Origin of the sequence: Ideonella paludis, from assembly GCF_018069865.1 — a bacterium.
GTDB classification, from domain to species: domain Bacteria; phylum Pseudomonadota; class Gammaproteobacteria; order Burkholderiales; family Burkholderiaceae_C; genus Ideonella; species Ideonella paludis.
This window is the reverse complement of the sequence record NZ_JAGQDG010000005.1, coordinates 236,259-253,110: the sequence shown is the minus strand read 5'-3', so window position 1 is coordinate 253,110 and position 16,852 is coordinate 236,259. Positions and strand designations below refer to the sequence as shown.

The window sequence follows — 16,852 nt, the reverse complement described above, 5'->3', positions numbered from 1 at the left end:
GTGTGGCTGGCACAGGCGCACCCGCCAGCCAGCAGTCAACATCAACGCGAATACAACTCGACGATGAGCGACTCATTGATTTCAGCGCCGAACTCATCACGGTCCGGAGCCTTCTTGAAGGTCCCTTCGAGCTTGGTGGCATCGACCGACACCCAAGCCGGCAAGCCGATCGACTCAGCCAGCTTCAGAGAGTCCGCAACGCGCAGCTGCTTCTTGGCCTTCTCACGGATGGCGACCACATCGCCAGCCTTGACTTGATAGGAAGGGATGTTCACCACAACGCCGTTGACGGTCAGCGCCTTGTGAGACACCAACTGACGAGCTTCTGCGCGGGTCGAACCGAAGCCCATGCGATAGACGACATTGTCCAGGCGGGATTCGAGGATGGTCAGCAAGTTAGCGCCAGTGCTGCCCTTGCGACGGTCAGCTTCAGCGAAGTAGCGGCGGAACTGACGCTCCAGCACGCCATACATGCGCTTGACCTTTTGCTTTTCACGCAGTTGCAGACCGAAGTCCGAAGTGCGCTGACCCGAAGTGCGGCCGTGTTGGCCAGGCTTGGAGTCGAACTTGGCCTTGTCGCTGATGGCGCGGCGTGCGCTCTTCAGGAACAGGTCGGTGCCTTCACGGCGGGAAAGTTTGGCCTTGGGGCCGAGATAACGTGCCACGTTGCTTCCTTATGCGATGGTCTGACGTGCACCGGCAAGCATTGAGGCTTGCTGGACACGCAAGTCTGGCGACCGCCCTTGCTGGATGCAGGGAGACAGTGCGCAGACGGTGGGCTTGCAAATTGCCAGAGTCGAAACAGCCGACGATGGATTTCTCCATCGCCGGCGTTCAGGCAACTCTTGATTGTAGCAGGGTTATTGGCAACCCCGCTTTCAACTCAGATGCGACGACGCTTTTGCGGACGGCAGCCGTTATGCGGCACCGGTGTCACATCGGAGATGGAGTTGATGCGGATGCCCAGCGACGCCAGAGCACGCACCGAGGACTCGCGACCGGGGCCTGGGCCCTTGATCTTGACGTCCAGATTCTTGATGCCTTGTTCCTGAGCAGCGCGACCGGCCACTTCAGCGGCCACCTGAGCTGCAAAAGGCGTCGACTTACGCGAACCCTTGAAACCCTGACCACCCGACGACGCCCAGGACAGCGCGCCGCCCTGACGATCGGTGATGGTGATGATGGTGTTGTTGAACGAGGCGTGCACGTGGGCGATACCGTCCGCAACATTCTTGCGGACCTTCTTGCTCACTCGACGTGCAGCGCTATTGGCGGGTGCTTTTGCCATTTATCTTCTACCAGTCAGTGGGTGGGCTTACTTCTTCAGCGCCGCAGCACCCTTACGCGGACCCTTGCGGGTACGAGCATTGGTGCGGGTACGCTGACCACGCATGGGCAAACCGCGACGATGGCGGAAGCCGCGATAGCAACCCAAGTCCATCAGGCGCTTGATGTTGATCGAAGTTTCGCGACGCAGGTCACCTTCGATCGTCAGCTTGCCGACTTCTTCCCGGATCTTCTCCAGGTCAGAGTCAGTCAGGTCCTTGACCTTCTTGGCAAACGGGATACCGGCCGCGGTGCAGATCTTCTGCGCGGTGGTACGGCCGATGCCGTAGATATAAGTCAGACCGATTTCCGCGTGCTTTTGCGGCGGAACGTTGATACCAGCAATACGTGCCATTGTGCTTCCTTCGATTCGCTCAAGCGAGGCCGCTTAGCCTTGCCGCTGCTTGTGGCGCGGGTCGGTGCAGATCACCCGAACCACCCCATTGCGGCGGATGATTTTGCAATTGCGGCACATCTTCTTGACTGATGCTGCGACTTTCATGGTCTTCTCCTTGACCTATTCAAACACTCACTTCGCGCGGAACACGATGCGAGCGCGACTCAAATCGTACGGCGTTAGCTCGACTGTTACCCGATCCCCAGGAAGGATGCGTATGTAGTGCATGCGCATCTTGCCCGAAATGTGACCCAAGACGTTGTGCCCGTTTTCCAACTTCACACGGAAGGTGGCGTTAGGCAAATTTTCGAGGATCTCACCCTGCATCTGGATGACGTCGTCTTTCGCCATGGCTGCTCTAACCGCAGCTGACCCACACCGATCAGCTTGCCTTGAAATTCGCCTTCTTCAACAGTGATTCGTACTGCTGACTCATCACATAAGACTGGACCTGAGCCCAAAAATCCATTGTCACGACCACGATGATCAGCAGCGACGTGCCACCAAAATAGAACGGGACGTTGTACTTCAAAATCAAGAACTCGGGCAGCAGACACACCAAGGTGATGTAGGCTGCACCTGCCAGCGTCAAGCGGGCCAAAATCTTGTCAATGTGCTTGGCCGTTTGCTCACCAGGCCGAATGCCGGGGATGAACGCGCCACTCTTCTTCAGGTTATCTGCGGTCTCACGGCTGTTGAACACCAGTGCCGTGTAGAAGAAGCAGAAGAACACGATCATCGCGGCATAGAGCAACACGTAGATCGGCTGACCTGGCGACAAAGCTGCCGAGATGTCCTTCAACCAACGCATGCCTTCACCCGTGGCAAACCAGCCCACCACCGTCGCCGGCAGCAAGATGATGGACGAGGCGAAGATCGGCGGAATCACACCCGACATGTTCAGCTTCAAGGGCAGGTGCGACGATTGCCCACCGTAGACCTTGTTGCCGACCTGACGCTTGGCATAGTTCACCAAGATCTTGCGCTGGCCACGCTCCACAAACACCACGGCAAAGGTGACACCGACAGCCAAGGTGATGATGAACAGGCAAGCCGCAATGCTCATCGCACCGGTACGAACCAATTCAAACAAGCCACCGATCGCACCCGGCAAGCCTGCAGCGATACCCGCAAAGATCAAGATCGAGATGCCGTTGCCCAGACCCCGCTCAGTGATTTGCTCACCCAGCCACATCAGGAACATCGTGCCTGCCACCAAGCTCACGACGGCCGTCATACGGAAGCCAAAGCCCGGCGTGATCACCAAACCTGCACTTCCTTCCAAGGCCAGGGCAATACCCAAGGACTGGAAGATAGCCAGCACCAAGGTGCCGTAGCGGGTGTACTGCGTGATCTTGCGACGACCCGCTTCGCCTTCCTTCTTCAGCGCCTCCAGTGCCGGCAGCACATGCCCCATCAATTGCATGATGATCGACGCCGAGATGTACGGCATGATCCCCAGTGCAAACACTGTGAAACGAGAGAGCGCACCACCCGAGAACATGTTGAACAAGTTCAGGATGCCGCCCTGCTGGCCGCTGAACAGTTCTTGCAACTTGGCAGGGTTGATGCCCGGCACGGGGATATGCGCCCCCAACCGATACACCACCAAGGCCAACAGCAGGAACACAAGCCGACGACGAAGGTCGCCGAACTTGCCGTTCTTAGCCAACTGAGTCTGAGAGGTTGCCACGAGTGGTCAGATCCTAATCAATCGCCAGTCTTAGGCGATTTGGCCGCCAGCGGCTTCGATCACAGCCTTGGCGCCCGCAGTGGCACCAATACCCTTGAGCACGACCTTCTTGGTCAACTCGCCGGACTTGATCACCTTGACGTTACGAGCAATTTGCGGAACCAGGCCAGCGGCCTTGAGTGCCAGCAGATCGATCTCGTCAGCGCCGAAGGATTGCAGTTCAGACAGGGTCAGCTCAGCGTTGTACTTCAACAAAGCAGACTTGAAGCCACGCTTGGGCAGGCGACGCTGCAGCGGCATCTGACCGCCTTCGAAGCCCACCTTGTGGTAGCCACCGGCACGCGACTTTTGACCCTTGTGGCCACGACCAGCGGTCTTGCCCAAGCCGGAGCCAATACCACGACCGACGCGACGCGCAGCCTTCTTGGAGCCTTCAGCGGGCTTGACAGTATTGAGTTGCATGTTGTTTCTCCTCGTTCGTGCCGACTTACAGCACCTGAACCAGGTAAGCCACCTTGTTGATCATGCCGCGCACAGAAGGCGTGTCTTCCAACACGCGCTGGCTGTTGAGGCGACGCAGGCCCAGGCCACGCACGGTGTCGCGATGCGACGTCTTGCAGCCGATCGGGCTCTTCACCAGCTTGACCGTCAAGGTCTTTTTGGCTTCAGTCATTTGGTCTTCTCCTTGGGCGCGGATCAGTTGAAGATGTCTTCAACTGTCTTGCCGCGCTTGGCGGCGACTTCGGCGGGAGTCGACAGGTTCTTCAGAGCGTCCAACGTGGCACGAACCATGTTGTAGGCATTGGAAGAACCATGGCTCTTCGCCACGATGTCGGTGATGCCGAGCACTTCAAACACGGCGCGCATCGGGCCGCCAGCAATGATGCCGGTACCAGCCGGTGCGGGCATCATCAAGACGCGAGCTGCGCCGTGCTGACCTTCCACGCGGTGGTGAATGGTGCCGCTCTTCAGGCTGACCTTGAACAGGCCGCGACGAGCAGATTCCATGGCCTTCTGCACCGACACCGGCACTTCCTTGGCCTTACCCTTGCCCATGCCGACACGGCCGTCGCCGTCGCCAACCACGGTCAGCGCTGCGAAGCTCAGGGTACGACCACCCTTAACAACCTTGGTGACGCGGTTAACCGCGATCATCTTTTCCTTCAGGCCGTCGTCATTGCCTTCAGCCTGGGCGCGGGGAGTGAACTTTGCCATTTTCAGTATTCCTTATCCGGCCGCTTAGAACTGCAGACCTGCTTCACGAGCAGCTTCTGCCAGTGCCTTGACACGACCGTGGTAGGCGAAACCAGCGCGGTCGAAGGCAACCTTCTCGACGCCAGCAGCCTTGGCCTTTTCGGCGATACGCTTGCCCACCAAGGCAGCTGCAGCAGCGTTGCCGCCATTGCCGCCCAATTGGTCGCGCAGCTCCTTCTCTGCCGTCGAGGCCGAAGCCACCACCACAGCGCCGTCGCCAGAGATAACGCTGGCGTAGATGTGGGTGTTCGAGCGGAAGACAGTCAGGCGGGCGACGCCTTGAATCGCGATACGAGCACGCGTTTGACGCGCACGACGCAGACGCTGTTCTTTCTTTGTCAGCATGGTGTCGCTCCTTACTTCTTCTTGGTCTCTTTGAGGACCACACGCTCGTCGGCGTAGCGGATACCCTTGCCCTTGTAAGGCTCGGGCGGACGGAAGGCGCGCACTTCAGCGGCCAACTGACCCACCACTTGACGATCCGCACCCTTGATCAGCACTTCCGTCTGCGTCGGCGTGGTCACGGTGATGCCGGCAGGCATGTCCTTGACGACGGGATGCGAGAAGCCGATCTGCAGATTCAGCTTTTGACCTTGGGCCTGGGCACGGAAACCCACGCCCACCAAGGTCAGCTTCTTTTCGAAGCCCTTGCTCACACCATTGACCATATTGGCCAGCAGTGCGCGCATGGTGCCGCTCATGGAGTTCGCTTCGGCGGAGTCATTGGCCGGAGCCACTTGAACCACACCAGCTTCATTCTTGATGGTCACGAGCGCATTCGCAGCACGCACCAGCGTACCGTTTGCACCCTTGACGGTGATTTGGCCATTTGCGATCTTCACGTCCACGCCTTGCGGGACGGTGATCGGCATTTTTCCTACGCGGGACATTGCTCGATTCCTTCCTTCGTGGAGTTAGGCGACGTAGCAGAGCACTTCGCCACCGACACCGGCAGCGCGCGCTTTGCGATCCGTCATCACACCCTTGGGCGTGGTCACGATGGCAACACCCAAGCCGTTCATGACTTGAGGGATCGCCTCACGACCGCGATAGATGCGCAGGCCAGGGCGGCTCACGCGCTCAATGCGCTCGATGACCGGGCGACCGGCGTAGTACTTCAACGAAATTTCGAGTTCGCTCTTGCCACCCTCGGCGCGAACGGCGAAGGCATCGATATAGCCCTCGTCCTTCAACACCTGCGCAATTGCAGTCTTGATCTTGGAAGCCGGCATGGTTACCGACGACTTTTCAACAGCCTGCGCATTGCGAATGCGGGTCAGCATGTCGGCGATAGGATCACTCATGCTCATAGTTTTCTCCTTATCGCCTCGATTACCAGCTGGCCTTGATCACGCCAGGGATGTCACCCTTGAAGGCGAGATCGCGGATCTTGCTACGGGCCAGGCCGAAGGTGCGGAACGTGCCGCGGGGACGACCCGTCAGGGCGCAACGATTGCGCAGACGTGTCGGGTTTGCATTGCGCGGCAGCTTTTGAAGCTCCAGGCGAGCGGCATAACGCTCGTCATCGGACTTCTTGGCGTTGTCAATGATGGCCTTCAGCTCCGCGTACTTCTTTGCGTACTTGGCGACCAGCTTTTCACGCTTGTCTTCACGCTGCTTGAGGGAGAGTTTTGCCACAGGTCACCTCAGTTCTTGAACGGGAAGCGGAACGCGGCGAGCAGTGCCTTGCACTCGTCGTCGGTCTTCGCAGTGGTCGTGAAGGAAATGTTCATGCCACGGATCGCGTCGATCTTGTCGTACTCGATTTCCGGGAAAATGATCTGTTCCTTGACGCCGATGTTGTAGTTACCCCGGCCGTCGAACGAGCGGCCAGAGATACCACGGAAGTCACGCACACGGGGCAGTGCCACAGTGACGAAACGATCCAGGAATTCAAACATGCGGGCGCCACGCAGGGTGACCATGCAACCGATAGGCACACCGTCGCGGATCTTGAAACCAGCGATAGCCTTACGGGACTTGGTCACCACAGGCTTTTGACCTGCAATCTTGGTCAGGTCGCCCACAGCGTGATCCATGACCTTCTTGTCGGCCACAGCTTCGCTGACGCCCATGTTCAAGGTGATCTTGGTCAGGCGAGGCACCTCCATCACCGACTTGTAGCCAAACTTGGCGACCATGTCGGGGACGACCTTCTCTTGGTAGTAGGCCTGCAGACGGGCCACGATCGCGGCTTGTTGCTTTTGACTCATGCCAGCACTCCTCAGGCCTTGATTTCTTCGCCGCTGGACTTGAACACGCGGACGCGCTTGCCATCGGCCAGCGTCTTGATGCCCACGCGGTCAGCCTTGCCAGCTGCTGCGTTCCAGATGGCCACATTGGACTGGTGGATCGGCATGGTCTTGTCGATCACGCCGCCAGTCGTCCCCTTCATGGGGTTGGGCTTGACGTGCTTCTTGACCATATTGATGCCATCAACCACCACGTGGTCCGCATCAACGCGCAGCGACACCGTGCCACGCTTGCCTTTGTCTCGGCCAGTCAGGACGACAACTTGGTCGCCCTTGCGAATCTTGTTCATCGCGTTTCCTTTACTCGTGGCGGACGATCAAAGCACCTCAGGCGCCAGCGACACGATCTTCATGAAGCGCTCGGAACGCAGTTCACGCGTCACGGGGCCAAAGATACGGGTGCCGATGGGCTCGAGCTTTGCGTTCAGCAGCACTGCAGCGTTGCCATCAAACTTCACCAGCGAGCCGTCTTGACGACGAACGCCCTTGGCCGTGCGAACGACCACAGCGTTGTAGACCTCGCCCTTTTTGACGCGACCGCGCGGCGCAGCTTCTTTGATGCTGACCTTGATCACGTCACCGATGCCGGCATAGCGACGCTTTGAGCCGCCCAGCACCTTGATGCACATGACAGACTTCGCGCCAGTGTTGTCCGCGACGTCGAGTCGCGATTGCATTTGGATCATGTCTTATCCCCAACTTGGCCCGCTGCGCACAACCACAACGGTTGCGCATAAGCGGTCAGTATTGGGCCCGTCTTGCTGAGCACACGCCTGAAGCATGCACACAGCCGCTTGGGCTGAAACCAGTGAGCGGTACTTTCAAATCCCTCCGAAGCGCCAAAGGCAACTTCGGAAAGACTGAAGAGCACGCTTCACCAGCGAAGCTCTCGATTATGCGTGAGGTGCTAACTCCATGTCAACACCTTTTGCAGCTTTTTTGTGGCGCGCGTTCAGCGGGCCTGGGCTTGTGCCAGCATGGTGGCGGCGTCGCTGACTTCGAACTTGCCGGGCGCTTCGATATTGAGGGTCTTGACCACGCCGTCGACGACCAACATGGAGTAGCGCTGCGAGCGCACACCCATGCCACGCGCCGTCAGATCCAGGGTCAAGCCGGTGGCGCGCGTGAAGTCCGCTGAGCCGTCCGCCATCATGCGGACTTTGCCGGCCGTTTTTTGCTCGCGCCCCCAGGCGCCCATGACAAAGGCGTCATTCACGGACAGACACCAGATCTCATCGACGCCCGCCGCGCGCAAGGCGTCGGCCTGGGCCACATAGCCCGGCACATGTTGTGCGGAGCACGTCGGGGTGAAGGCGCCAGGCAAGGCGAAGATCGCGATGGTCTTACCACGCGTCGAGGCTTCGATATCAAAGCTGTTGGGGCCCAGGCTGCAACCACCGCCCTCCACTTCAATGAATTCTTGCAGTGCCCCTGCGGGGAGCTTGTCGCCAACATTCAACATGATCAAAGTCTCCTGAAATGAAAAAGCCCGCCGAAGGGCGGGCTGCTCTGGTGCTGCGCAAGGCCTCAGCCAGATGCATGATCCGAAACGGTGGGCCGCGAGTATCGCTGCTACACCCCTACCCTACGCATTGACCCCTAAAGACCTCCGTGCGAAGCAGGGTTGCCGCCTTAGACCAAGTTGGCCTTCTCAATCAAGCGGGTCAAAACCCTACCCCCAGCCGGAACAGACTCTCTGCATCGAGCGCAAGGCAGAGACCGCAGCAACGTCATCAAAAATGACCGACTAAGCTCTGCTTGCGAAACGATACGTTATGCACCCCAGAACCCCAACCACGTTGCCTCTTCTCCATATATGGCAATCGAGTCATTCCAATGAACAAAAACATCGCTCGAAAATGCATTGCGGTCACAATTCAGTGAATTTTGCAGACCCACACCAAGGACGATGAGCACCAGCGAATGGTGTCTTTTCATTGGGTCGAAATCTAGTACTATTGACATTAAATAACCAAACAGTCTCAGATGAGACAATATCAATTTTTACTATTTGGTTGCCTGATAATATCCCTTGACAATCACCGTAAATGCCACAACCGATTGAACAGTGACACCAGCAACAAGGGACAGTATGACTTGTGGCTCTATTAATCGGTTATATGCCATTTTTCTTTCCAGCGCGAAAGACATTGCATTTTGATCATACGTCATGGCAACCCCCAGTAAGATCAGGACCGAAATGTTGCTGGCTATGAATATAGCACCAACAGCAATCAATGGCCATGTGAGTCGACTCTTGACCTCTCGAATTGCTTCGTGAGCCACTACCGCAGCGACTTGCTTATTTTCTGTTTCCGTCCGATCAGTCGCCGAATTTAATTTTTCAGCAAATTTTCGGGCCAATGCGAACTCATAGTCAGAATCGTCAATCTTCACGAGCGAGCCTACCTCTCCAGCAAGAGCACCAATGCATCGGTTCCAAGGTTGCCGAACTGAAGCTCATGAATTATTCGGTAATCTTCAAATGGGGGTTGATTAGTGATCATCGCATACAAAATAGGCGCAATTAACGCATTTATTTGTACGGAATAAAAATCCCATTCTACGGCCGTTATTTTTTCACCAGAATTCGGATCTAGTTCAACTCGAAAGGGCCTGATCTTTGCCACCCATTTAATCATGAAGGCAGCAATCTTTGGGTAACTAATTCTGGCTTCCTCTCCTGCATCTTTCGGCTCGCAATGAAATTCTTTGAATCGTTCAACATCCAAAAAATGCGAGACTACCACCGCATGCAGCAATACGCTTGTGGTAGACAACGTCAACCCCTCAGGTAAAGTCTTTTCAAGAACTTCCCCAGCGCATTTAAGAAGGCTCATTCGACTTGAAACCCTCTCTGGACTAATTCTCGCCAAATATTTTTTATTTATCTTCCTCGTCACAGCAACTCCGCTATCGATCGTTAGCAAGCATGTCAGCAAACAATCTCTTAGCCGATGCCACTATTTCAGCTTCACGCTCTTTCGCTGACTTAATTGCCAAGTCATCCTGAAACGCCGGGGAATTATTTCCTTTTCCATTCGTCACAACACCTAAGCGAAGCTTATCTGCGACGTCTCGAAATACAAAATTGTCATTACCCTCAACGAACAAGACATGGTCCAAGATCTTCATCTTCTACCTTTTCAATTCGCTTAAAAGGCCTCTTAGCGCGCCAAGCATAGAACAAAAAATCAAGGCGTGCAATACCTTCCCAAGACCATAGCAAACTAGGCAGCCAAACATTGCGTTTAGCTGCCTAATTTACAGCCGCACAAAAGCTGCGTCTGTAATGCTCATCTATTTAGATCAACCGAGCCTTCTCGACCAAACGGGTCACGACCCAGTTCTTGGTCTTGGAGATGGGGCGCGACTCGGCGATTTCCACGGTGTCACCCAGGTGGTATTCGCCTTTTTCGTCGTGTGCATGGTACTTGCGCGAGCGGGCCACGATCTTGCCGTAGAGCTCATGCTTGACGCGACGCTCGACCAGGACGGTGACCGTCTTGGAGCGCTTGTCGCTGACCACGCGGCCGACCAGCGTCCGAGTGTTGGTCGTGGTTTCTTGAGCTTGCGTCATTTCGCAGCCTCCCTCTTCTTCTCGGCCAAGATGGTCTTGGCGCGAGCGATGTCGCGACGGGTGTTACCCAACAGCGCGGTGTTGCCGAGCTGCTGCGTACCCTTTTGCATGCGCAGGCCGAAGTGCGCCTTCAGGAGGTCGGTGACTTCCTTTTCCAGCGCGGCCACGTCCTTGGCTCGCAGTTCAGATGCTTTCATGGTGTGCTTTCCTTGTGTCTGCGCGGATTAAGCGCCGAGCTGGCGAGCCACGAAGGTGCACCGCAGCGGCAGCTTGGCTGCCGCCAGGGTGAACGCTTCACGGGCGAGCGCCTCGGGAACGCCATTGATCTCATAGAGCACCTTACCCGGCTGGATTTCAGCCACGTAGTACTCAGGGTTGCCCTTACCGTTACCCATACGGACTTCGGCAGGCTTTTGCGAGATCGGCTTATCCGGGAAGATGCGGATGAAGATGCGGCCACCGCGCTTGATATGGCGCGAAATGGCACGACGAGCCGCTTCGATTTGACGAGCCGTCAGACGACCGCGCTCGGTCGCCTTCAGACCAAAGTCACCGAAGGACACCAGAGCGCCGCGGGTAGCGACGCCGGTGTTACGGCCTTTTTGTTCCTTGCGGTATTTACGACGTGCTGGTTGCAGCATGCTTATTCTCCTTTGCCTTCACCGGCAGCGGGAGCGGCCTTGCGGACACGCTTGGCTGCTGCAGGTGCGCCAGCACCGGCTGCGCCGGCTTCAGCGGGCTTGTCCGCACGGGGAGCACCACGATCGCCACCAGGACGGCCACGGCCGGCCGGGGCACCCGGACGAGCGTTGCGACGTGGGCGACGGTCATCTTCAGCGCCTGCGGGCGTGTTGATCACCGGAGCGTCACCATTGGCCAGGCGGTCGCCACGATAGACCCACACCTTCACGCCGATCACGCCGTAGGTCGTCTTGGCTTCAGAGAAGCCATAGTCGATGTCAGCCTTCAGGGTGTGAAGAGGCACGCGGCCTTCACGGTACCACTCGGTACGAGCGATTTCGATGCCGTTCAGACGACCGGCCGACATGATCTTGATACCTTGAGCGCCCAAACGCATGGCGTTCTGCATCGCACGCTTCATGGCGCGACGGAACATGATGCGCTTTTCGAGCTGCTGGGTGATCGAGTCAGCGATCAGTTGAGCATCGATTTCAGGCTTGCGCACTTCTTCGATGTTCACGGCCACAGGCACGCCCAGACGCTTGGTCAGTTCGGCCTTCAGGTTTTCGATGTCTTCACCCTTCTTGCCGATCACCACACCCGGACGTGCCGAGTAAATGGTGATGCGGGCGTTCTTGGCAGGACGCTCGATCAGGATGCGCGACACAGCGGCGCTCTTCAGCTTGGCCTTGAGGTACTCGCGCACATCAAGATCTTCAGCCAGCATGCCGGCGAAGTTCTTGTTGCTCGCGTACCAGCGCGACGCCCATGCACGGGTGACGGGCAGGCGGAAGCCGGTTGGATGGATTTTTTGTCCCATGGTCTTCCTCAGTTCCCGACGGTCACATAGATGTGGCAGGTACCCTTGCTGATGCGATTGCCACGGCCCTTTGCGCGGGCCGAGAAACGCTTCAGCGTGGTGCCTTGCTCGACGTAGATCGAGGTGACCTTCAGGTCATCGATGTCTGCGCCATCATTGTGCTCGGCGTTGGCGATGGCGCTTTCGAGCGCCTTCTTGACGATGCCGGCGGCCTTCTTTTGGGTGAAGGCCAGGATGTTCAGGGCTTGGTCAACCTTCTTGCCACGGATCAGGTCTGCCACGAGGCGGCCCTTATCCACGGAGAGGCGAACGCCACGGACGATTGCTTTGGTTTCCATCGTCGTGTCCTTTTACTTCTTGGCCTTCTTGTCCGCAGGGTGACCCTTGAACGTACGGGTCAGTGCGAACTCGCCGAGCTTGTGGCCGACCATTTGGTCAGACACATACACCGGCACGTGCTGCTTGCCGTTGTGCACAGCAATGGTCAGGCCGATGAAGTCGGGAAGAATGGTAGAGCGACGCGACCAGGTCTTGATCGGCTTCTTGTCCTTCGTGGCGACGGCCTTTTCAGCCTTGGCCAGAAGGTGATGATCCACAAAGGGACCCTTTTTGAGTGAACGTGCCATGGTCCAGCCCTTACTTCTTGCGGCGCGAAACGATGAACGTCTGCGTGCGCTTGTTGTTGCGAGTGCGGTAGCCCTTGGTCAGGGTGTTCCACGGCGACACTGGAGCCTGGCCTTCGCCGGTACGACCCTCACCACCACCGTGCGGGTGGTCGACCGGGTTCATGGCGGTACCACGCACGGTCGGGCGGATGCCCTTCCAGCGGATGGCGCCGGCCTTGCCGTACTGACGCAGGTTGTGCTCTTCGTTGCTCACTTCACCAATGGTGGCGCGGCAATCGATGTGGATCTTGCGCACTTCACCCGAACGCAGACGGATCTGCGAGTAGGTGCCTTCACGCGCCATCAGGGTCACAGCGGTACCAGCGGAGCGAGCGATCTGCGCACCCTTGCCAGGCATCATTTCCACGCAGTGGATGGTCGAGCCGACGGGGATATTGCGAATCGGCAGGGTGTTGCCCGCCTTGATCGGCGCTTCCGAGCCGCTCAGGATGGTTGCACCGACTTCCAGACCACGCGGAGCGATGATGTAGCGACGCTCGCCGTCGGCGTAGCACACCAGAGCGATGTGGGCCGTACGGTTGGGGTCGTACTCAATACGCTCAACCTTCGCGGGAATGCCGTCCTTGTTGCGCTTGAAGTCGACAACGCGGTAGTGGTGCTTATGACCACCACCCTTGTGACGCATCGTGATGTGACCGTTGTTGTTACGGCCAGAGTTTTGCTTCTGGGGTTCCAGCAGCGAAGCTTCCGGAGCGCCCTTGTGCAGGTGCTTGTGCACCACCTTCACCACGGCACGGCGGCCAGGCGAGGTTGGTTTGACTTTGACGACTGCCATGATTTACGCGGCCTCCCCGGAGAAGTTCAGCTCCTGGCCCGCCTTCAGCGAGACATAGGCCTTCTTGACGTGGTCACGACGGCCGATCGAGCGACCGAAGCGCTTGACCTTGCCCTTGACGTTCACGACGTTCACAGCCTCCACCTCGACCTTGAACATCAGTTCAACAGCGGCCTTGATTTCGGGCTTGGTCGCGTCACGCAAGACCTTGAACAGAACTTGGTTCTGCTTTTCAGCGACTTGAGTGGCTTTCTCGGAGATCACCGGTGCCACCAGCACTTGAGCCAGACGGCCCTCTTTGAATGCGGCGCTCATGCGTACATCTCCTTGAGCTGCTCGATGGCCGCCTTGGTCACCAGCACCTTCTTGTAGAAGACCAGCGACAGCGGGTCAGCGTAACGCGGCTCAACGACGAGCACGTTAGGCAGATTGCGCGAAGCCAGAGCCAGGTTGTCGTCCACGACGTCGGAGATCACCAACACCGACTGCAGGCCCATGGCCTTGAACTTCGAAGCCAAGAGCTTGGTCTTCGGCGCTTCAACAGTCAGCGAGTCCACCACAGCCAGACGGCCGTCACGGGCCAGCTGGGAGAGGATGGTGGCCATACCGGCGCGGTACATCTTCTTGTTGACCTTGTGCGAGAAGTTCTCGTCCGGTGTGTTCGGGAAGGTGCGACCACCCCCACGCCACAGCGGCGAAGACGTCATACCTGCACGAGCGCGGCCGGTGCCCTTTTGGCGGAACGGCTTCTTCGTGGAGTGATGAACTTCAGCGCGGGTCAGTTGCTTGCGGGTGCCTTGGCGAGCATTCGCCTGGTAGGCCACAACGATCTGGTGAACCAGAGCTTCGTTGTAATCACGCGCAAACACGGTATCCGGTGCATCCACCTTGGCGGTGGCTTGACCTTGTTCGTTCAGGAGCTCGAGCTGCATCAGTTGGCTCCCTTCTGGGCCTTGGCCTTGACGGCAGGGCGCACGGTCACGAAACCGTTCTTGGAACCCGGCACGGCGCCACGCACCAGCAGCAACTGGCGGGCTTCGTCAATGCGAACGATGTCCAGGTTCTGGGTGGTGACGGTCACGTCGCCCAGGTGGCCCGACATCTTCTTGCCCGGGAACACGCGGCCCGGATCTTGCGCCATCGAGATCGAACCCGGCACGTTGTGCGAACGGCTGTTACCGTGCGAGGCGCGCTGCGAGCTGAAGTTGTGACGCTTGATGGTGCCCGTGAATCCCTTACCGATGGAAGTGCCTTGCACGTCCACCTTTTCGCCAGCGGCAAACAGGGTCACTGGCACAGCCGTACCCGGCTTGTACTCAGCAGCCACTTCTGCAGCGACGCGGAATTCTTTGAGGATTTCACCGGCTTCAACGCCCGCTTTCGCGAGGTGGCCAGCTTCCGGCTTGGTCACGCGCGACGCTTTGCGCGCACCGAACGCCACTTGAATGGCGCTGTAGCCGTCGGTCTCTACGGTCTTGACCTGGGTCACGCGGTTGTTGGACACATCCAGCACGGTCACAGGAACGGCATCGCCGTCGTCTGTGAACACGCGCATCATGCCCACCTTGCGGCCCAGCAATCCGAGACGATTGCTTAGACTCATGGTTCTTCTCCGCCCCTCGCAAGCACAGGCTTGACTGAGGCTGGGTTTCACAAGTTCGACATCGATTGGCCGAACTGACTAATGCGCTGACTTAGGCCCAAAGTTGACCTTTGGAACATCATCAGCACGACTCACGGCAAAAGGGCGACCCAAAAACAGGCCACCCCATCGCCGCAAAAGCTCTCGAGTATATGCTGGGTCCGGTGAGCGTGCAAGCACCCTCACCGGATTGGGCATTACTGGAGCTTGATCTCCACGTCGACACCCGCGGGCAGGTCCAACTTCATCAGGGCGTCAACCGTCTTGTCGGTCGGGTCCACGATGTCCATCAGACGCTGGTGCGTGCGGATTTCGAACTGGTCACGCGAGGTCTTGTTGACGTGCGGCGAGCGCAGGATGTCAAAACGCTGCATGCGGGTCGGCAGGGGCACGGGGCCCTTGACGATCGCGCCGGTGCGCTTGGCGGTGTCAACGATTTCCAGGGCAGACTGGTCGATCAGCTTGTAATCGAAGGCCTTCAGGCGGATGCGGATCTTTTGCTTGGACATGGTAGGTGTCCTTAGGCGAGGATCTTGGCAACCACGCCGGCGCCGACGGTACGGCCACCTTCACGGATAGCGAAGCGCAGGCCTTCTTCCATGGCGATGGGGGCGATCAGCTTGACGGTGATCGACACGTTGTCGCCAGGCATCACCATTTCCTTGTCGGCCGGCAGTTCCACAGCGCCGGTCACGTCGGTGGTGCGGAAGTAGAACTGAGGACGGTAGTTGTTGAAGAACGGGGTGTGACGACCACCTTCGTCCTTGGACAACACGTAGATCTCAGCCGTGAAGTGGGTGTGCGGCTTGACCGAACCGGGCTTGCACAGCACTTGACCACGCTCGACGTCTTCGCGCTTGGTGCCGCGCAGCAAGATACCGACGTTGTCACCCGCTTGACCTTGGTCCAGCAGCTTGCGGAACATTTCCACGCCCGTGCAGGTGGTCTTCTGGGTGTCCTTGATACCGACGATTTCGATTTCTTCGCCGACCTTGATGATGCCGCGCTCCACACGACCGGTCACCACGGTGCCACGGCCAGAGATCGAGAACACGTCTTCCACAGGCATCAGGAAGGTGCCGTCCACAGCGCGCTCAGGCGTGGGGATGTAGCTGTCCAGCGCATCGGCCAAACGCATGATGGCTTGCTCGCCCAGGTCGCCCTTGTCGCCTTCGATGGCCAGCTTGGCCGAACCCTTGACGATGGGGGTGTCGTCGCCGGGGAAGTCGTACTTGGAGAGCAGCTCGCGCACTTCCATTTCGACCAGTTCCAGCAACTCAGCGTCGTCCACCATGTCGCACTTGTTCAGGAACACGATGATGTAGGGCACGCCCACCTGACGAGCCAACAGGATGTGCTCGCGGGTCTGGGGCATGGGGCCGTCAGCGGCCGAGCACACCAGGATCGCGCCGTCCATCTGGGCGGCACCGGTGATCATGTTCTTCACATAGTCAGCGTGGCCGGGGCAGTCAACGTGCGCGTAGTGGCGGTTGGCGGTCTCGTACTCGACGTGTGCGGTGTTGATGGTGATGCCGCGAGCCTTTTCTTCAGGCGCTGCGTCAATCTGGTCGTAGGCCTTGGCCTCGCCGCCAAACTTGGCCGACAAGATCGTGGTGATCGCTGCCGTCAGCGTCGTCTTGCCATGGTCCACGTGACCAATGGTGCCCACGTTCACGTGCGGCTTGGTCCGCTCAAACTTACCTTTTGCCATTTCAAACTCCTAGAGAAAGAACAGTTGCCCGTGTC

The 16,852-nt window shown here is 58.1% G+C and carries 32 protein-coding genes; all 32 read right to left on the bottom strand.

The genetic code is table 11. The annotated features are described in order from the left end of the window. Positions 1-41: 41 nt before the first annotated feature. A complete protein-coding gene (rpsD, locus tag KAK11_RS14450; RefSeq protein ID WP_210809899.1) occupies positions 42-665 on the bottom strand; it encodes a 30S ribosomal protein S4 in 624 nt (207 codons plus the stop codon). Between the two features lie 218 nt (positions 666-883). Continuing rightward, positions 884-1,288: a 30S ribosomal protein S11 gene (rpsK, locus tag KAK11_RS14445; RefSeq protein WP_210809898.1), complete on the bottom strand. Its 405-nt coding sequence runs from the start codon at positions 1,286-1,288 to the stop codon at positions 884-886. Between the two features lie 27 nt (positions 1,289-1,315). Beyond that, positions 1,316-1,681, bottom strand: coding sequence for a 30S ribosomal protein S13 (gene rpsM, locus KAK11_RS14440; protein WP_210809895.1), 366 nt, complete (start codon positions 1,679-1,681; stop codon positions 1,316-1,318). A gap of 33 nt (positions 1,682-1,714) precedes the next feature. Beyond that, positions 1,715-1,828 carry a 50S ribosomal protein L36 gene (gene rpmJ, locus KAK11_RS14435; protein WP_028997278.1) on the bottom strand — a complete coding sequence of 38 codons (114 nt, stop codon included), beginning with the start codon at positions 1,826-1,828 and terminating at the stop codon, positions 1,715-1,717. Between the two features lie 27 nt (positions 1,829-1,855). Continuing rightward, entirely contained in the window at positions 1,856-2,074 is a 219-nt protein-coding gene (gene infA, locus KAK11_RS14430) for a translation initiation factor IF-1 (protein WP_210809893.1), read from the bottom strand. A gap of 31 nt (positions 2,075-2,105) precedes the next feature. Next, the gene (gene secY, locus KAK11_RS14425) at positions 2,106-3,416 is read right to left on the bottom strand and encodes a preprotein translocase subunit SecY (RefSeq protein WP_210809892.1); all 1,311 of its coding nucleotides are present in this window, start codon (positions 3,414-3,416) and stop codon (positions 2,106-2,108) included. 30 nt (positions 3,417-3,446) lie between these two features. After that, a complete protein-coding gene (rplO, locus tag KAK11_RS14420; protein ID WP_210809891.1) occupies positions 3,447-3,878 on the bottom strand; it encodes a 50S ribosomal protein L15 in 432 nt (143 codons plus the stop codon). 25 nt (positions 3,879-3,903) lie between these two features. Then, on the bottom strand, positions 3,904-4,089 hold the full coding sequence (gene rpmD / locus KAK11_RS14415) for a 50S ribosomal protein L30 (protein WP_210809890.1): 186 nt from the start codon (positions 4,087-4,089) through the stop codon (positions 3,904-3,906). A gap of 23 nt (positions 4,090-4,112) precedes the next feature. Then, a complete protein-coding gene (gene rpsE / locus KAK11_RS14410) occupies positions 4,113-4,631 on the bottom strand; it encodes a 30S ribosomal protein S5 (RefSeq protein ID WP_210809889.1) in 519 nt (172 codons plus the stop codon). A gap of 24 nt (positions 4,632-4,655) precedes the next feature. Next, positions 4,656-5,015, bottom strand: a complete 360-nt coding sequence (gene rplR / locus KAK11_RS14405; RefSeq protein ID WP_210809888.1) for a 50S ribosomal protein L18 — start codon at positions 5,013-5,015, stop codon at positions 4,656-4,658. A gap of 11 nt (positions 5,016-5,026) precedes the next feature. Continuing rightward, the gene (gene rplF, locus KAK11_RS14400; protein WP_210809887.1) at positions 5,027-5,560 is read right to left on the bottom strand and encodes a 50S ribosomal protein L6; all 534 of its coding nucleotides are present in this window, start codon (positions 5,558-5,560) and stop codon (positions 5,027-5,029) included. Between the two features lie 24 nt (positions 5,561-5,584). After that, positions 5,585-5,980, bottom strand: a complete 396-nt coding sequence (gene rpsH, locus KAK11_RS14395; protein ID WP_210809886.1) for a 30S ribosomal protein S8 — start codon at positions 5,978-5,980, stop codon at positions 5,585-5,587. 22 nt (positions 5,981-6,002) lie between these two features. Beyond that, on the bottom strand, positions 6,003-6,308 hold the full coding sequence (gene rpsN, locus KAK11_RS14390; protein WP_210809884.1) for a 30S ribosomal protein S14: 306 nt from the start codon (positions 6,306-6,308) through the stop codon (positions 6,003-6,005). 8 nt (positions 6,309-6,316) lie between these two features. Next, complete coding sequence (gene rplE / locus KAK11_RS14385) at positions 6,317-6,856, bottom strand: 50S ribosomal protein L5 (protein WP_210810071.1); 540 nt, start codon at positions 6,854-6,856, stop codon at positions 6,317-6,319. A gap of 38 nt (positions 6,857-6,894) precedes the next feature. Next, positions 6,895-7,212, bottom strand: coding sequence for a 50S ribosomal protein L24 (rplX, locus tag KAK11_RS14380; RefSeq protein WP_210809883.1), 318 nt, complete (start codon positions 7,210-7,212; stop codon positions 6,895-6,897). 27 nt (positions 7,213-7,239) lie between these two features. Next, complete coding sequence (gene rplN, locus KAK11_RS14375) at positions 7,240-7,608, bottom strand: 50S ribosomal protein L14 (protein ID WP_210809882.1); 369 nt, start codon at positions 7,606-7,608, stop codon at positions 7,240-7,242. Positions 7,609-7,874: 266 nt separating this feature from the next. After that, positions 7,875-8,384 (bottom strand): peroxiredoxin, encoded by a 510-nt coding sequence (locus KAK11_RS14370; RefSeq protein WP_210809880.1) that lies wholly within the window; start codon positions 8,382-8,384, stop codon positions 7,875-7,877. A gap of 545 nt (positions 8,385-8,929) precedes the next feature. Further along, positions 8,930-9,319, bottom strand: coding sequence for a hypothetical protein (locus tag KAK11_RS14365; protein ID WP_210809879.1), 390 nt, complete (start codon positions 9,317-9,319; stop codon positions 8,930-8,932). An 8-nt stretch (positions 9,320-9,327) separates the two neighbouring features. After that, positions 9,328-9,762: a hypothetical protein gene (locus tag KAK11_RS14360; RefSeq protein ID WP_210809877.1), complete on the bottom strand. Its 435-nt coding sequence runs from the start codon at positions 9,760-9,762 to the stop codon at positions 9,328-9,330. 73 nt (positions 9,763-9,835) lie between these two features. Next, positions 9,836-10,057, bottom strand: a complete 222-nt coding sequence (locus KAK11_RS14355; protein ID WP_210809876.1) for a hypothetical protein — start codon at positions 10,055-10,057, stop codon at positions 9,836-9,838. Positions 10,058-10,226: 169 nt separating this feature from the next. After that, entirely contained in the window at positions 10,227-10,502 is a 276-nt protein-coding gene (gene rpsQ / locus KAK11_RS14350; RefSeq protein ID WP_210809874.1) for a 30S ribosomal protein S17, read from the bottom strand. Then, positions 10,499-10,699, bottom strand: coding sequence for a 50S ribosomal protein L29 (gene rpmC, locus KAK11_RS14345; protein WP_210809873.1), 201 nt, complete (start codon positions 10,697-10,699; stop codon positions 10,499-10,501). Before rpmC ends, rpsQ begins: the two co-directional genes overlap by 4 nt. Before the next feature lie 27 nt (positions 10,700-10,726). Beyond that, the gene (gene rplP / locus KAK11_RS14340; RefSeq protein WP_210809872.1) at positions 10,727-11,143 is read right to left on the bottom strand and encodes a 50S ribosomal protein L16; all 417 of its coding nucleotides are present in this window, start codon (positions 11,141-11,143) and stop codon (positions 10,727-10,729) included. 2 nt (positions 11,144-11,145) lie between these two features. Next, entirely contained in the window at positions 11,146-12,003 is an 858-nt protein-coding gene (rpsC, locus tag KAK11_RS14335; RefSeq protein ID WP_210809871.1) for a 30S ribosomal protein S3, read from the bottom strand. Positions 12,004-12,011: 8 nt separating this feature from the next. Continuing rightward, positions 12,012-12,341, bottom strand: coding sequence for a 50S ribosomal protein L22 (gene rplV, locus KAK11_RS14330; RefSeq protein ID WP_210809870.1), 330 nt, complete (start codon positions 12,339-12,341; stop codon positions 12,012-12,014). Between the two features lie 12 nt (positions 12,342-12,353). Next, positions 12,354-12,629, bottom strand: coding sequence for a 30S ribosomal protein S19 (rpsS, locus tag KAK11_RS14325; protein ID WP_210809869.1), 276 nt, complete (start codon positions 12,627-12,629; stop codon positions 12,354-12,356). A gap of 10 nt (positions 12,630-12,639) precedes the next feature. Beyond that, the gene (gene rplB / locus KAK11_RS14320) at positions 12,640-13,464 is read right to left on the bottom strand and encodes a 50S ribosomal protein L2 (RefSeq protein WP_210809868.1); all 825 of its coding nucleotides are present in this window, start codon (positions 13,462-13,464) and stop codon (positions 12,640-12,642) included. Between the two features lie 3 nt (positions 13,465-13,467). Then, positions 13,468-13,779 (bottom strand): 50S ribosomal protein L23, encoded by a 312-nt coding sequence (gene rplW / locus KAK11_RS14315; protein ID WP_210809867.1) that lies wholly within the window; start codon positions 13,777-13,779, stop codon positions 13,468-13,470. Continuing rightward, complete coding sequence (gene rplD / locus KAK11_RS14310) at positions 13,776-14,396, bottom strand: 50S ribosomal protein L4 (protein WP_210809866.1); 621 nt, start codon at positions 14,394-14,396, stop codon at positions 13,776-13,778. The genes rplW and rplD overlap by 4 nt, the downstream gene beginning before the upstream one ends. Beyond that, positions 14,396-15,067, bottom strand: coding sequence for a 50S ribosomal protein L3 (gene rplC, locus KAK11_RS14305; protein WP_210809865.1), 672 nt, complete (start codon positions 15,065-15,067; stop codon positions 14,396-14,398). The genes rplD and rplC overlap by 1 nt, the downstream gene beginning before the upstream one ends. Positions 15,068-15,303: 236 nt before the next feature. After that, complete coding sequence (gene rpsJ / locus KAK11_RS14300) at positions 15,304-15,615, bottom strand: 30S ribosomal protein S10 (protein ID WP_210801696.1); 312 nt, start codon at positions 15,613-15,615, stop codon at positions 15,304-15,306. A gap of 11 nt (positions 15,616-15,626) precedes the next feature. Next, complete coding sequence (tuf, locus tag KAK11_RS14295) at positions 15,627-16,817, bottom strand: elongation factor Tu (RefSeq protein ID WP_210809851.1); 1,191 nt, start codon at positions 16,815-16,817, stop codon at positions 15,627-15,629. Positions 16,818-16,852: the final 35 nt, after the last annotated feature.

Coding starts and splice junctions, on each gene's coding strand:
- rplV (WP_210809870.1), bottom strand. CDS start 12,341: ATGGAAACCAAAGCAATCGTCCGTGGCGTTCGCCTCTCCGTGGATAAG.
- rplB (WP_210809868.1), bottom strand. CDS start 13,464: ATGGCAGTCGTCAAAGTCAAACCAACCTCGCCTGGCCGCCGTGCCGTG.
- rplF (WP_210809887.1), bottom strand. CDS start 5,560: ATGTCCCGCGTAGGAAAAATGCCGATCACCGTCCCGCAAGGCGTGGAC.
- tuf (WP_210809851.1), bottom strand. CDS start 16,817: ATGGCAAAAGGTAAGTTTGAGCGGACCAAGCCGCACGTGAACGTGGGC.
- rplP (WP_210809872.1), bottom strand. CDS start 11,143: ATGCTGCAACCAGCACGTCGTAAATACCGCAAGGAACAAAAAGGCCGT.
- rpsK (WP_210809898.1), bottom strand. CDS start 1,288: ATGGCAAAAGCACCCGCCAATAGCGCTGCACGTCGAGTGAGCAAGAAG.
- rplO (WP_210809891.1), bottom strand. CDS start 3,878: ATGCAACTCAATACTGTCAAGCCCGCTGAAGGCTCCAAGAAGGCTGCG.
- rpmD (WP_210809890.1), bottom strand. CDS start 4,089: ATGACTGAAGCCAAAAAGACCTTGACGGTCAAGCTGGTGAAGAGCCCG.
- rpsJ (WP_210801696.1), bottom strand. CDS start 15,615: ATGTCCAAGCAAAAGATCCGCATCCGCCTGAAGGCCTTCGATTACAAG.
- rpmC (WP_210809873.1), bottom strand. CDS start 10,699: ATGAAAGCATCTGAACTGCGAGCCAAGGACGTGGCCGCGCTGGAAAAG.
- KAK11_RS14360 (WP_210809877.1), bottom strand. CDS start 9,762: ATGAGCCTTCTTAAATGCGCTGGGGAAGTTCTTGAAAAGACTTTACCT.
- KAK11_RS14355 (WP_210809876.1), bottom strand. CDS start 10,057: ATGAAGATCTTGGACCATGTCTTGTTCGTTGAGGGTAATGACAATTTT.
- rplX (WP_210809883.1), bottom strand. CDS start 7,212: ATGAACAAGATTCGCAAGGGCGACCAAGTTGTCGTCCTGACTGGCCGA.
- rpsE (WP_210809889.1), bottom strand. CDS start 4,631: ATGGCAAAGTTCACTCCCCGCGCCCAGGCTGAAGGCAATGACGACGGC.
- rpsC (WP_210809871.1), bottom strand. CDS start 12,003: ATGGGACAAAAAATCCATCCAACCGGCTTCCGCCTGCCCGTCACCCGT.
- rplC (WP_210809865.1), bottom strand. CDS start 15,067: ATGAGTCTAAGCAATCGTCTCGGATTGCTGGGCCGCAAGGTGGGCATG.
- rpsQ (WP_210809874.1), bottom strand. CDS start 10,502: ATGACGCAAGCTCAAGAAACCACGACCAACACTCGGACGCTGGTCGGC.
- rplN (WP_210809882.1), bottom strand. CDS start 7,608: ATGATCCAAATGCAATCGCGACTCGACGTCGCGGACAACACTGGCGCG.
- rplR (WP_210809888.1), bottom strand. CDS start 5,015: ATGCTGACAAAGAAAGAACAGCGTCTGCGTCGTGCGCGTCAAACGCGT.
- rplW (WP_210809867.1), bottom strand. CDS start 13,779: ATGAGCGCCGCATTCAAAGAGGGCCGTCTGGCTCAAGTGCTGGTGGCA.
- rpsS (WP_210809869.1), bottom strand. CDS start 12,629: ATGGCACGTTCACTCAAAAAGGGTCCCTTTGTGGATCATCACCTTCTG.
- rpsH (WP_210809886.1), bottom strand. CDS start 5,980: ATGAGCATGAGTGATCCTATCGCCGACATGCTGACCCGCATTCGCAAT.
- rpmJ (WP_028997278.1), bottom strand. CDS start 1,828: ATGAAAGTCGCAGCATCAGTCAAGAAGATGTGCCGCAATTGCAAAATC.
- KAK11_RS14370 (WP_210809880.1), bottom strand. CDS start 8,384: ATGTTGAATGTTGGCGACAAGCTCCCCGCAGGGGCACTGCAAGAATTC.
- infA (WP_210809893.1), bottom strand. CDS start 2,074: ATGGCGAAAGACGACGTCATCCAGATGCAGGGTGAGATCCTCGAAAAT.
- rplD (WP_210809866.1), bottom strand. CDS start 14,396: ATGCAGCTCGAGCTCCTGAACGAACAAGGTCAAGCCACCGCCAAGGTG.
- rpsM (WP_210809895.1), bottom strand. CDS start 1,681: ATGGCACGTATTGCTGGTATCAACGTTCCGCCGCAAAAGCACGCGGAA.